Origin of the sequence: Bradyrhizobium sp. sBnM-33 (genome assembly GCF_032917945.1) — a bacterium.
In the GTDB taxonomy this organism is placed as follows: domain Bacteria; phylum Pseudomonadota; class Alphaproteobacteria; order Rhizobiales; family Xanthobacteraceae; genus Bradyrhizobium.
The window spans coordinates 4282117-4295429 of record NZ_CP136624.1; the positions used below are offsets into that span (position 1 = coordinate 4282117).

The 13313-nt window shown below is 62.8% G+C and carries 9 protein-coding genes and 1 riboswitch; of the genes, 4 read left to right on the forward strand and 5 right to left on the reverse strand.

The annotated features are described in order from the left end of the window. Positions 1–31 precede the first annotated feature (31 nt). Both RX328_RS19620 and RX328_RS19625 read left to right on the forward strand, forming a co-directional pair. Complete coding sequence (locus tag RX328_RS19620) at positions 32–1033, forward strand: hypothetical protein (RefSeq protein ID WP_213246055.1); 1002 nt, start codon at positions 32–34, stop codon at positions 1031–1033. Continuing rightward, positions 1030–2013 carry a hypothetical protein gene (locus tag RX328_RS19625; RefSeq protein WP_213246054.1) on the forward strand — a complete coding sequence of 328 codons (984 nt, stop codon included), beginning with the start codon at positions 1030–1032 and terminating at the stop codon, positions 2011–2013. The genes RX328_RS19620 and RX328_RS19625 overlap by 4 nt, the downstream gene beginning before the upstream one ends. Positions 2014–2129: 116 nt before the next feature. Here RX328_RS19625 and gcvP read toward each other — a convergent pair whose 3' ends face one another. From gcvP to gcvT, 3 genes are all read right to left on the reverse strand, one after another. Further along, a complete protein-coding gene (gcvP, locus tag RX328_RS19630) occupies positions 2130–5018 on the reverse strand; it encodes an aminomethyl-transferring glycine dehydrogenase (protein WP_213246053.1) in 2889 nt (962 codons plus the stop codon). Positions 5019–5190: 172 nt separating this feature from the next. Next, the gene (gcvH, locus tag RX328_RS19635) at positions 5191–5556 is read right to left on the reverse strand and encodes a glycine cleavage system protein GcvH (RefSeq protein WP_065728594.1); all 366 of its coding nucleotides are present in this window, start codon (positions 5554–5556) and stop codon (positions 5191–5193) included. Between the two features lie 26 nt (positions 5557–5582). Continuing rightward, entirely contained in the window at positions 5583–6728 is a 1146-nt protein-coding gene (gene gcvT / locus RX328_RS19640) for a glycine cleavage system aminomethyltransferase GcvT (RefSeq protein WP_213246051.1), read from the reverse strand. 140 nt (positions 6729–6868) lie between these two features. Continuing rightward, a riboswitch (glycine riboswitch) is annotated at positions 6869–6959 on the reverse strand. Between the two features lie 211 nt (positions 6960–7170). On the opposite strand from gcvT, the gene alaS reads away from it, so the two are divergent. Continuing rightward, complete coding sequence (alaS, locus tag RX328_RS19645; RefSeq protein WP_213246049.1) at positions 7171–9843, forward strand: alanine--tRNA ligase; 2673 nt, start codon at positions 7171–7173, stop codon at positions 9841–9843. Between the two features lie 49 nt (positions 9844–9892). On the opposite strand, the gene RX328_RS19650 is transcribed toward alaS, so the two are convergent. Both RX328_RS19650 and RX328_RS19655 read right to left on the reverse strand, forming a co-directional pair. Then, positions 9893–10111, reverse strand: coding sequence for a hypothetical protein (locus RX328_RS19650; RefSeq protein WP_317258784.1), 219 nt, complete (start codon positions 10109–10111; stop codon positions 9893–9895). A 98-nt stretch (positions 10112–10209) separates the two neighbouring features. Further along, positions 10210–11211 carry a Bug family tripartite tricarboxylate transporter substrate binding protein gene (locus tag RX328_RS19655; protein ID WP_249725983.1) on the reverse strand — a complete coding sequence of 334 codons (1002 nt, stop codon included), beginning with the start codon at positions 11209–11211 and terminating at the stop codon, positions 10210–10212. A gap of 150 nt (positions 11212–11361) precedes the next feature. Between RX328_RS19655 and RX328_RS19660 the strand changes: the two genes are divergently transcribed. Then, a complete protein-coding gene (locus RX328_RS19660) occupies positions 11362–12933 on the forward strand; it encodes a winged helix-turn-helix domain-containing tetratricopeptide repeat protein (RefSeq protein ID WP_213246344.1) in 1572 nt (523 codons plus the stop codon). Positions 12934–13313: the final 380 nt, after the last annotated feature.

A 13313-nucleotide genomic window follows, 5' to 3' on the forward strand; every position in this document is an offset into this window, starting at 1 on the left:
CCCGTTTTGTTTGGTGGTGTGGGTGAGTGTGATGAAGCCTCTGATCCTGACCGGCTGGCTGATCCCGGAATTCACCAAGTCGGAATTCGCCGATCTCGCGCTTACTTTCTTCTTTCGCTTCGGCTGGGGACCGTTGCCTTCGCCGGACGAACTCGCAGCCTATCTTGGCCCGGGCACGTCAGATCTGAAACCCGGGCATCACTGGTCGGACTTTGCCACCGGGTGGAACAAAACCAAAAACAGAAGTCGCAGGGATCTCAGTCTGGCTGAATTCTGTCAGCACTATGAGACGGTCGAACTATGGTTCGACACGCAACCCAATGCGCAGTTGCAACTGATCTGGCTGCTCGATTATTTCCGATCTTATCCGGAGACTGTCGCGAAGTTGAAGTTTCGTCTGGTTGACCTCGCGATGATTGAGCTTGAACGGCTCGGCAGGTGGCAGCCGCCGGCCGTTGACATCACGGAAAAGGAATTGGCGACGGCGAGCGCGGCCTGGCAGGCCTATCGCGCGCCGACGCCGGAGGCCTGCTTCGATCTGCTCTACAAGGACTTGAGCGCGCTTCCGCTTCTCAAGCCCGTTTTGATCGATCTGCTTGAAGAACTGCCGTCAAGTTCGACAGGGCTTGGCGCCACCGAAACGCGGATGCTCGAGCTGATTGCTCGGGGATACTCGCTCACGAATGCGCTCTTCCATCTCTACCAACTGCGGCAAACGCGCATCTTCGGCGAGTGGGAATGCGGCTATCTGCTGGACGGGCTTGCGCATGGCCCGCGACCGGCCGTGGCAGGCCTCGACGAGGAACTGCGCACGCTCGACCGTGAAAATTTGCGGGACCGGCACACGGCTTATCTGCGAAGCGAGCTGTCGATCACCGAATTCGGCGAGGCTGTTCTCGCCCATAAGGAAGACTTCAGTCGGCACAATCCGATCGACCGCTGGTGGGGCGGCACGCATTTGACCAACGACAATCTCTGGCGCTGGAATCCGGCGCTGGTGAAGCCCGGACGCGCGCGGGCTGGCGTGCCATGACGCGCCTGATCCTGACAGCAGATTCCTCCAGCGCGGGCGGCGTGGTGTCGGCAGGTCATGCTGACCTCGCGATTGCCATCGAGCCTCGGCTGGTCTGGGGGCCGCCGCGTTCCGATGCGGAGCGTGCGGCGTTCTTGGCGACGAGGACAACGCAAGAGGCGGGCTCGCACTGGCTCGATTCCGTGCCGCCGCCGCGCCTGCAGAAATTCGGAATCAACGACCTCGGATTGATCGAGGCTTGCGAACGTTTTGAGGCCGTCGAGCTCTGGATGGAAGCCCCGCCCAATGCCCAACTGATACTGATCTGGCTGATGGACTATCTCGGCCCGCAGGCCAAAAGCTTGGATATCATTCTGCGACATGTGGATGCCTCCCTTAACGAAATAGAACCGGCGCGTCTTGCCGAATTGAATTTCCCGGGCGTGGAGATAACCGACGGTCATCTTGAAGTCGCAAGCCTTGCCTGGCAGGCCTACCGTTCACTCACGCCAGAACCGTGGTTCGATCTGCTGAGCAGGGACCTCAGCATCTTGCCGCAGCTCAGGCGGTGTGTTCTGGAAATGCTCGAAGAGCTTCCAGGACGCGCAACCGGGCTCGGCGCCTCCGAACTGCGGATGCTGGAATTGATCTCGGCCGGCTACGGGCATCCCTTTGACGTCTTTCCCCATCACAGGCAGCGCTTTCAGCGACGCGTGTTCGGTTACTGGGAAGCCGGTTTGCTGCTGGAGAGACTTGCGCTGGCACCGATCCCGGCTGTGTCGGGCCTCGCCGAATGGCCATTCACTCTCGAGATGCACGACGAGCATGAGCGTTTCGCGCGATATAGGGAAAGCCGGCTATCGCTCACCGCGCTCGGCAAGGCAATTTTGGCCGGCACCGAAGATTTCAGCCGGCATAACCCGATCGACCGCTGGTGGGGTGGCACGCACCTGACCAACGATAATTTGTGGCGTTGGGATCCGGTGCTTGTTGCGCCGTAGCGGCACGACCGTAGACCGTAGGATGGGGTAGAGCGCAGCGAAACCCATCGCGTCTCTCACCACAGATGCGGCGCTATGATGGGTTTCGCTATCGCTCTACCCATCCTACAAGAGCATCACTCCGCCGCCTGCGCGTAGTCACTCACCGGTGGGCACGAGCACACCAGATTGCGGTCGCCATAGACATTGTCGACCCGTCCCACCGGGCTCCAATATTTGTCCGTGCGCGAGACGCCATCGGGGAAACAACCCGTGGCGCGGCTATAGGCGCGGTTCCACGCATCATCGACAATGTCATGCACGGTGTGCGGGGCGTGGCGCAAGGGCGAGGCTTCGACCTTCCAGCGGCCGATCTCGATCTCCGTGATTTCGCTTCGGATCGCGATCATGGCGTCGCAGAATCGGTCCAGCTCCGCCTTCGATTCCGATTCCGTCGGCTCGATCATCAGCGTGCCCGGCACCGGAAAACTCATGGTCGGCGCGTGGAAGCTGTAGTCGATCAGGCGCTTTGCGATGTCGTCGACGGTGACGCCGCTTGTCGCCTTCAGCGGGCGCGGATCGACGATGCATTCATGCGCGACGCGACCCTTGGCGTTCTTGTAAAGCACTGGGAAATGCGGATCGAGGCGGCTCGCAATGTAATTGGCGTTGAGGATCGCCATTTCGGTGGCGCGCGTCAGGCCTTCGCCACCCATCATCAGGATGTAGATGTAGGAGATGGTCAGGATCGATGCCGAGCCGAACGGCGCCGCCGATACCGGCCCGACGGGATGCGGCACGGCGCCGTCGGTCGTGGGATCGCAATTTGAAGGATGACTCGGCAGATAGGGCGCGAGATGCGCCTTCACGCCGATTGGGCCCATGCCCGGGCCGCCGCCGCCATGCGGGATGCAGAACGTCTTGTGCAGGTTGAGATGCGAGACGTCGGCGCCGTAGTCGCCGGGGCGCGAGAGGCCGACCTGCGCATTCATGTTGGCGCCGTCAAGATAGACCTGGCCGCCATGGCTGTGCACGATGTCGCAGATCTCCGTGATGTGCTCCTCGAACACGCCATGTGTCGAGGGATAGGTGATCATCACGGCGGCGAGATTTTTGGAATGCTTCTCCGCCTTGGCGCGGAGATCGTCGACGTCGACGTCGCCGCGCGCGTCGCAGGCCGTCACAACTACCTCCATGCCGACCATGCTGGCAGACGCCGGATTGGTGCCGTGCGCGGAGGAGGGGATCAGGCACACCTTGCGGTGCGGCTCGCCGCGCGCGGCATGATAGGCGCGGATCGCGAGCAGCCCGGCATACTCGCCCTGCGCGCCGGAATTCGGCTGCAGCGAGACCGCGTCATAGCCGGTGATGTCACATAGCCATTTTTCCAGCCGCGCAAACAGCGCGTGATAGCCGGCCGCCTGTTCGCGCGGGGCGAACGGATGGAGCGAGCCGAACTCGGGCCAGGTCAGCGGGATCATTTCCGTGGTCGCGTTCAGCTTCATGGTGCAGGAGCCGAGCGGGATCATGGCGCGGTCGAGCGCGAGGTCGCGATCACTGAGCTTACGCATATAGCGCAGCAGCTCGGTCTCGGAGCGATGCGTGTGGAACACGGGATGGACGAGAAAGGCGCTGTCGCGCTTCAGTTCGGCGGGCAACGTTTCGCGCGCGCCCAACTCGACATCTGCATAAGACAGCTTGCCGCCGAAGGCGCGCCACACCGCTTCCACTGTCGCGGCCGTTGTCGTTTCATCCACGGCGATGCCGAATGTGCCGTCACCGATGCGAAGGTTGATCTTCTCGACGAGCGCGCGCGCGACGATCTCGCTCTGCTTCGCGCCCGCGGCAACCGTGATCGTATCGAAGAACGCCGGCGACGCCGGTGCATAGCCGAGTTTGGTCAGTCCCGCCGCCAGCACCGCGGCGCGGCGGTGCATGGTGCGGGCGATATGCGTCAAGCCTTCCGGGCCGTGATAGACCGCGTACATCGAGGCGATCACCGCCAGCAGCACCTGCGCGGTGCAGATGTTGGAGGTGGCCTTTTCACGGCGGATGTGCTGCTCGCGGGTCTGCAGCGCCAGCCGATAGGCCGGCTGCCCCCGCGAATCCACCGACAGTCCGACGATGCGGCCGGGCAGCGAGCGCTTTAGCGCGTCGCGCACCGACATATAAGCCGCGTGCGGGCCGCCATAGCCCATCGGCACGCCGAACCGCTGCGCCGAGCCGATGGCGATGTCGGCGCCAAGTTCGCCGGGCGAGGCGATCAGCGTCAGCGCCAGCAGATCGGCCGCGACGACGGCGAGCGCGCCCTTGGCGCGCAGCGAAGCAATCGCCGGCCGGAGGTCGCGCACCGCGCCCGTCGTTCCCGGATATTGCAGCAGACCGCCGAACACATCGGCGCCTTCGAGATCGGCGAGGGGATCGCCGAGGACGAGATTCCAGCCCAGCGGCTCGGCACGGGTGCGCAGCACGGCGAGCGTTTGCGGATGCACTTCCGCATCGACGAAGAACGATTTTGTTTTCACCTGCGAGGCGCGCTCGGCCAGCGCCATCGCCTCCGCTGCGGCGGTGCCTTCATCGAGCAGCGAGGCGTTGGCCACATCGAGCCCGGTGAGGTCGCAGATCATGGTCTGGAAGTTGAACAGCGCTTCCAGCCGCCCCTGGCTGATCTCCGGCTGATAAGGCGTATAGGCGGTGTACCAGGCCGGGTTCTCCAGAATGTTGCGCTGGATCACCGTGGGCAGAATGGTGCCGGAATAGCCTTGGCCGATCAGCGAGGTGAACACCTGGTTCTGCGCGGCGAGCTCGCGCATATGCGAAAGCGCCTCGATTTCGCTCAACGCGGGGCCGACATCCAGCGGCGCCTTCTGCCGGATCGTCGACGGCAGCGTCTGGCTCATCAATTGGCCGAGGCTTTTCGCGCCGACGCTCTCCAGCATCGCGCTGATGTCGCGCGGCGAGGGGCCGATATGCCGGCGAACGAAATCGGTGGCGGCTGCGGCGGTGGTGTTGAGCGGCGCGTTCATCGCAATTTCCCTTGTTGATCGTCATGCCCGCCCCCGGCGTCATACCCCGCGAAGGCGGGGTATCCAGTACGCCGTGACGTCAGCGATTGAACCGAGACTTCCCGGCGTACTGGATCGTCCGCCTCCGCGGACGATGACAGCGAGTATGAGGTTGCCGGTTGCCTCATCATCCTCACGCCGTGTGTGCCTTGTACGCGGCCTCATCCATCAGGCCGCCGAGTTCGCTTTTGTCCGCGATCTTCAGCTTGAAGAACCACGCCTTGCCGCCGGCGTCGGAATTGACCAGCGCGGGCTCGGCGGCGAGCGCTTCGTTGACCTCGATCACTTCGCCAGAGATCGGCGCGTAGACGTCGGAGGCGGCCTTCACCGATTCGACCACCGCGGCGGCTTCGGCCTTCTTCAGGGCGCGGCCGACTTTCGGCAGTTCGACGAACACGACGTCGCCGAGCTGCGACTGCGCGTAATCAGTGACCCCGATGGTGGCGACATCGCCCTCGATGCGGAGCCATTCGTGGTCGGATGTGAACAGCGTCGTCATGAAAACTTCCTTCAGCGTTTGCAGGTTCAGCGCTTGTAAGTGTTGGGAACGAAGGGCATGGCTGCGACCTGCAGCGGCAGGCGCTGGCCGCGCACTTCGGCAAAGACCTGCGTGCCGTTTGCGGCGAGTGCGGTCGGCAGATACCCCATAGCCACCGGCGCATTGAGGCTCGGGCCAAAACCGCCCGAGGTGACATTGCCGATGGGATCGTTCGAAGCAGTATCGGCAAACAGCAGCGCGCCTTCGCGCACCGGCGCGCGGCCTTGCGCGCGCAAGCCGACGCGGCGGCGCGATGCGCCTTTTTCAAACTGTGAGAGGATTTTTTCTGCGCCCGGAAAGCCGCCGGCGCGGGCGCCGCCGCTGCGGCGGCTTTTCTGCACAGACCATTCCAGCGCGCCCTCGACCGGCGTCGTCGTGGTGTCGATGTCGTGGCCATAGAGGCAGAGCCCGGCTTCCAGCCGCAGGCTGTCGCGCGCGCCAAGTCCGATCGGCTGCACATCGGTGTTATCGAGCAGCGCCGTCACCAGCGCCTCGGCCTGTTCGGCCGGTACCGAGATCTCAAAGCCGTCCTCGCCGGTATAGCCCGAGCGGGAGACGAAGCAGTCAAGGCCGGCGACCTGGCGCGGGCCGCTATCCATGAACCGCATGGTGGCGACGTCGGCGCCGAGCTTCGCCAGTACCGACTCCGCCTTCGGCCCCTGCAGCGCGATCAGCGCGCGGTCCGTCAGCGAATCGATGATGCAGGTATCCGAGAGATGCGCGCGCAGATGCGCTTCGTCCTCGGCCTTGCAGGCGGCGTTGACGACCAGAAACAGGTGGTCGCCGAAATTCGCCACCATCAGATCGTCGAGAATGCCGCCGTCTTCATTGGTGAACTGCGCGTAGCGCTGCCGTCCCGGCGCAACCGCCAGGATGTCCTGCGGCAACAGCCGCTCCAGCGCCAGTGCCGCGTCCTCCACTTTGCCGGATTTCGCCCGCAGCGTGAGTTGGCCCATATGGGAGACGTCGAACAGGCCGGCGGCGCTTCGTGTATGCAGATGTTCCCTGAGCACGCCGGCCGGAAATTGCACCGGCATCTCATAGCCCGCGAAGGGAACCATTTTGCCGCCCCGCCCGACGTGAAGCGCGTGCAACGGGGTGCGTTTTAGGGGAGCTTCATCGCGTGCCAGCATCGTTAAGGCCCTCAGCGGGTTCCGGGGACCAGCCCCCGAACAACCCAAAGAAAGCCCCATCTGTCGCTGTGCCTGAGAGTATTATCCCGTCGGCGGACGCCCTGGGCACATGTTTGCCCGGCGTCTCTTTCCAGATGCTATTTCATCACGCGGTCCGTTTGCCTGAGAGTTTCCGGGGCGGTTGCTCCTTCGGCGCCGGCGCTTAAGCCGATCTCTCCCGACGTGACGTCTTACAGATAGGAGGGAAACACAGCCCTGCCAAGCCTGTCAACGCAGCCGCAGCATTATCAACGGGACTTGCGCGCCATCTTGTGTGCTGCGGCAAGCCTATGATCCGCCTGCACAGTTTCTGGACACCGCGACGGCCCTTGTCTAAAAGCGTTCGGCCGGAAGATTGGGCTATTTGCAGCCCAACCCGGCCATATTTCCGATTGGAATGGACATGAGCGGCGTTAACGAGATCAGGTCGAAATTTTTGGACTTCTTTGCCGAGAACGGCCACGAGATCGTGCCGTCCTCGCCGCTCGTGCCGCGTAACGACCCGACGCTGATGTTCACCAATGCCGGCATGGTGCAGTTCAAGAACGTCTTCACCGGCGTCGAGAAGCGCCCTTACCAGCGCGCCACCACCTCGCAGAAATGCGTGCGCGCCGGCGGCAAGCACAACGACCTCGACAATGTCGGCTACACCGCGCGGCATCTCACCTTCTTTGAGATGCTCGGCAATTTCTCGTTCGGCGACTATTTCAAGGAGCGTGCGATCGAGCTCGCCTGGAACCTGATCACAAAGGAATTCGCGCTGAAGAAGGACAAGCTGCTCGTTACCGTCTACCACGACGACGAGGAGGCGGCGCGCCACTGGAAGAACATCGCCGGCTTCTCGGACGACCGCATCATCCGGATCGCCACCTCGGACAATTTCTGGGCGATGGGAGACACCGGCCCGTGCGGTCCGTGCTCCGAGATATTCATCGACCGCGGCGAGCATATTTGGGGCGGGCCTCCGGGCAGCCCGGAAGAGGACGGCGATCGCTTCCTTGAATTCTGGAACCTGGTCTTCATGCAGTTCGAGCAGGTGACGAAGGACGAGCGCGTCGCGCTGCCGCGCCCGTCGATCGACACCGGCATGGGGCTGGAGCGCATGGCCTGCATCCTGCAGGGCGTCGACAGCGTCTTCGAGACCGATCTTTTCCGTCATCTGATCGATGCCGCCGCTTCGGCCCTCGGGCATGGGCCGGAGGAAAAGAACGTTGGGTCGTTCCGGGTCATCGCGGACCACCTGCGCTCTTCAGCCTTCCTCGTTGCCGACGGCGTGCTGCCGTCGAACGAAGGCCGCGGCTATGTGCTGCGCCGGATCATGCGCCGTGCGATGCGCCACGCGCAGCTCCTCGGCGCGCGCGAGCCGCTGATGCATCGTCTGGTCTGGGCCCTCGTGCGCGAGATGGGTCAGGCCTATCCGGATCTGGTGCGCGCCGAAAACCTGATCGAGGAAACGCTGCGGCTGGAAGAGACCCGTTTCCGCAAGACGCTGGAGCGCGGGCTAGCGATTCTCGACGAGAAGAGCGCCGGCCTGAAGAAGGGCGACATGTTCGACGGCGACACCGCCTTCACGCTGTACGACACCTACGGCTTTCCGCTGGATCTCACGCAGGACGCGCTGAAATCGCGCGGCATCAGCGTCGACCAGGCGGCGTTCTCTGACGCCATGGAGCGGCAGCGCGAAAAGGCGCGCGCGTCGTGGGCCGGCTCGGGCGATACCGCCAGCGAGGCCATCTGGTTCCCGTTGCGCGAAAAGCTCGGCGCCACCGAATTCCTTGGCTACGACACGGAGAGCGCCGAGGGCGTGGTCACGGCGCTGGTCAAGGACGGCAAGGATGCCGACAGCCTGAAGACGGGCGAGAGCGGCGCGATCGTTTTGAACCAGACGCCGTTTTATGCGGAGTCCGGGGGTCAGGTCGGCGACACCGGCTTGCTGACGGGCGAGGGCGTCAAGTTCCGCGTTACCGACACGCAGAAGAAGGCGGGCGATCTGTTCGCGCATCTGGGCACCGTGGAGCAGGGCACGCTGAAGGTAGGCACCGCGCTGCAGCTCGAGGTCGATCATGCGCGCCGGTCATCGATCCGCGCCCATCACTCGGCGACGCATCTGCTGCACGAGGCGCTGCGCCAGGTGCTCGGCGACCATATCGCCCAGCGCGGCTCGCTGGTAGCGCCCGACCGTTTGCGCTTCGACTTCGTGCATCCAAAACCGATCACGGCGGAAGAGCTCGCCCGCGTCGAGGACATCGCCAACGACGTGGTGCTCGAAAACGACGAGGTGACGACGCGGCTGATGGCGGTCGATGATGCCCGCGAAGCCGGCGCGCGCGCCCTGTTCGGCGAGAAATACGGCGACGAGGTCCGCGTGGTCTCGATGGGCAAGCAGGCCCGCGCGCACGGCCAGAACGCGCTCGGCTGGTCGGTCGAATTGTGCGGCGGCACCCATGTGCGCCGCACCGGCGATATCGGCCTGATCTCGGTGACCGGCGAAAGTGCGGTGGCCTCAGGCGTACGACGCATCGAGGCCTTGACCGGGCGTCATGCGCGCAAGCACGCCAATGATACGATGGCGATTGCGAAGACGGCGGCGTTCGAGCTGCGCACCAGCGTCGACGACATGCCGGCGCGCATCGCAGCGCTGATGGAAGAGCGCAAGAAGCTCGAGCGCGATCTGTCGGATGCGCGCAAGAAGCTCGCGATGGGTGGCGGCGCGGGCAACGGCGCGGCGGCCGGCGGCGTGCGCGAAGCGGGCGGCGTCAAGCTACTGGCCCGCGCGGTCGAGGGCGTCGAGACCAAGGATCTCAAGAGCCTGGTCGACGACGGCAAGAAGCAGATCGGCTCCGGCGTCGTCGCGATCGTCGGCGTCACCGAAGACGGCAAGGCCGGCATCGTCGTCGGCGTCACCGCCGATCTGACGGCGCGATTCAACGCCGTCGAACTGGTGCGCAAGGGCTCGGAAGCGCTCGGCGGAAAGGGCGGCGGCGGCCGGCCCGACATGGCGCAGGCTGGCGGCCCCGATGGAGCCAAGGCCAACGCGGCGCTGTCGGCGATCGAACAGGCGATGGCTGGGGCCTGACCTGCCGCCATTTCTGGCATTGAACCTTGCGGCGTCGCATTGCCGCTCGTTATGATGCTCGGCCGTTCGGCTCCAGCCAGGTCGCCGCCATCGGATCGATTGTCATGGTGCTCGGCGGAATCGTATCGCTCGGATCGAACGTCGGTACGTTGCGAAAGGCGATGGTTGCCATGAGCGCTGCCGAGGTGCGGCGATCGGATCTCATCAGCAGGATCGAGCTTCGAGTGGTTGGTGACACGACAATGAAATGGATCCGAGGTGCTTGCATGTGCAGGCTCCCGGTTTGGATAGGAGCCAGCTTCACCAGTCCGCCAGTGCACCTGGCTCGGAATGCAGGATATTGCCTGGTAGGCGCCCCCGGGGCCTTCAATCAGTCGGGACGAACCCGGTTGCTTGAACGATCGCTTTCCATCGTTCGGATTGCGATGCGATCAGCCGGGCAAAGTCCCCCATGGAGATCGCGTCAACTTCGACTGCTAATTTTGCCATGCCGGACTTTACCTCGTCGGTGCGCAGGGCCCTTTGGATAGCAGCATTGAGCTTTTCGACGATATTCGCTGGCGTCTTCGCTGGAACGAAAACCCCATACCACGTGAGGTCCTCAAGCGACGGATATCCAGCTTCTCCCACCGTTGGCACAGCGGGAAGAAACGGACTGCGGTGCGGTCCGGTGGTCGCCAGTGCACGAAGATCTCCGGATCGGACGAGGCCCAGGGAGCTGCCGACTGGCATAATGGCTGATGCGATCTCCCCTTTGAGCAAATCCTGGATCGAGCCGTTGCCTTGATAGGGTACGTGAAGAAAATCGAAGCCGGCGGTGCGGCCCAGCATCGCACCGAGGAAATGCAGCGTGGTGCCGGCACCCGCCGTGCCGTAGGTGGCTTGCTTTGGGTTGGCGCGGCACCAGGCGACGAAATCTGCAAGGGTCCTTACGTCACCCGGCACCTTCGGACCTACCGTCAGCAAGGTCGGGGTTGAGGCGACGGTCGACACCGGGGTGAAATCCCGCGGCTCGTATCTGAGTGTCTTGTGGACGTGCGGAAAGAGCATCATGAATCCAAGCGGCGCGAGCAGCATGACCGTTCCGTCGGGGTCAGCAGTCTTCACTGCCTCGACCGCGACACGACCGGCTGCACCAGGCCGGGTCTCGACCACGATCGTTTCCGCATAATCCTTCATCTGGCCGGCTATGAGCCTTGCCAAGGCGTCCTGCAACCCGGGCGTGAAGCCCGTCAGTATATGCGCGGTTCTAGCGAGCGGTTGTGCGATGGCCCGCTGTACGAGACCCGTGGCGGAGAACGCGACACCGGCCGCCGACACGGTCAACAAGTCACGTCGTGTGATCATCAACTGTCTCCCCGACTTCATCTCAATTTCTCCGCGCGGGCTCTATCTTCGGATGTACCACGGCAAGGATGGGAGATGCTTGGCCTTCGGCTTACTTTTTCCTTACCGACAGCTTATTGTTGCGCTCAGGCATAGGGACTTCGATGGTTGACCGTCGTGCAGGGAAGTGGCTTGCGCTATTTCTTTGAAGATTTTTCCTTCGATACCGCCCGGCGCGAGCTGCGTCGCGGGACAGATGTGATCGTTATTGCGCCGAAGGTTTTCGACTTGCTTATCTATCTTATCGGCAATCGGGAACGCGTCGTCAGCAAGGACGACCTCATAAGAGCCATTTGGCAAGGCCGCGTCGTCTCGGATGTGGCCCTGACTACCCGCCTGAATGCTGCGCGGAAGGCGATTGGTGATTCCGGAGATGAACAGCGCCTGATCAAGACTTTTCCGCGCAAGGGCGTTCGTTTCATCGGCACCGTGCACGAAACGCCCGCGCCCGCCGGCGCAAGGCTCGCAAGCGACTCGCCGAAATCGGGCCTAGCCGTTCCTAATACACCCTCGCTGGTCGTTTTGCCGTTCACCAATCTGAGTCCTGATCCCGAGCAGGGATATTTCGCCGATGGCGTGACCGAGAGCCTCACCACGGATCTATCGCGCATGGTTGGTATCTTCGTGATCGGTCGCAACACTGCTTTTACCTACAAGGGACGGCATGTCGATCTGAAGCAAATCGGTCTGGAACTCGGCGTTCGCTATATCCTTGAGGGGTCCGTGCAGCGTGGTGGAGGTCGCATACGCATCAACGTCCAGCTCATCGATGCAGAAAGCGGCAATCATCTGTGGGCCGAACGATTCGACAAGCCAATCGCCGATCTCTTCGATATGCAGGATGAAATTGCCGCGCGTCTTGCCAATCAGCTCGGAACGGAGCTGGTCACGGCCGAGGCGCGACGAGCGGCGCGGGCGCCACATCCAGATTCGATGGATCTATATTTCCAGGGCATGGCGAGTGTGCACCGGGGATCGGACCCCGTAAACCTATCGCAAGCGCGTAAGTTCTTCGAACAGGCCCTCTGCCGGGACGCCGGCAACGTTGAAGCAATGGCTGGCATGGCGTTTGTCGATGCCATGCGGGGAACCTCCATGCAGACTGGCGACCGGACTGCACGCCTCATGGCGGCCGAGATGTCTTTGGCCAAGGTGCTTGGACAGACGCCAAACCACGCCATGGCGCATTGCCTCATGGGCGTTGTCCAGATTTTTACCAAACGCGCCGCTCAGGGCATCGCCGAATGTGAGCGCGCGTTGGCGCTGGATCGAAATCTGGCCACCGCTTACGCGTGGATTGGGCTTGGCCAATGTTATCTGGGTCGAGCCGAGGAAACCGAAGCCCACATCATGCAGGCATTTCGGCTTTCTCCCCGCGATAACAGGGCGTTCACCTGGATGATTAATGCCGGCGTCGCGCAGTCATATCTTGCGGCCGATGAAGCTGCTGTCGACTGGTTCAAGCGGGCCATCGAGACCAATCGGAATGTCGCTGCGTTCGTTCACGTGTACCTTGCCGCGGCGTTGGCTCATCTCGGGCGGATCGAGGAAGCGCGGGCTTCGATACAGACGGGACTGGCCATCGACCCCAATTTCACTCTCACCCACTTCCGCGCCAGTTCGCCAACGGACAACCCGACCTGTCTCGTACAGCGTGCGCGGATTGCCGAGGGCATGCGCAATGCAGGACTACCGGAAAGGTGATTGGCAAACCGGCATTCTGTTTCGAGATGGGTCAGTAGGATTGCACGTACGAATGACTGCATTTGGCACATCCTGTCATTTCACAGCGCTGCGGAATTTGGTCGCTATTGAAGCAATAGCGGACGTGTTCCTACAGCCCAGGCGGTGCTGCCTGTTCTCGACCTTGGAGGCTAGTTTGAAAATGGGGTGGCCAATTTCGTTTTCGGCGAACCCGTGCAAATACGGATAGCATTAGTCCGATCTGAACTTTCGTCGGATGGCTGTCTAGAGCATCCAGCGCGGAGAGCATTGGGGGCGCACCCCATGGAGTGCTTCATTCACAAAGAGAATATCCGTCGCGTCAAACCGACGCGAATTACCCAACGGGAACAGCGGTGACG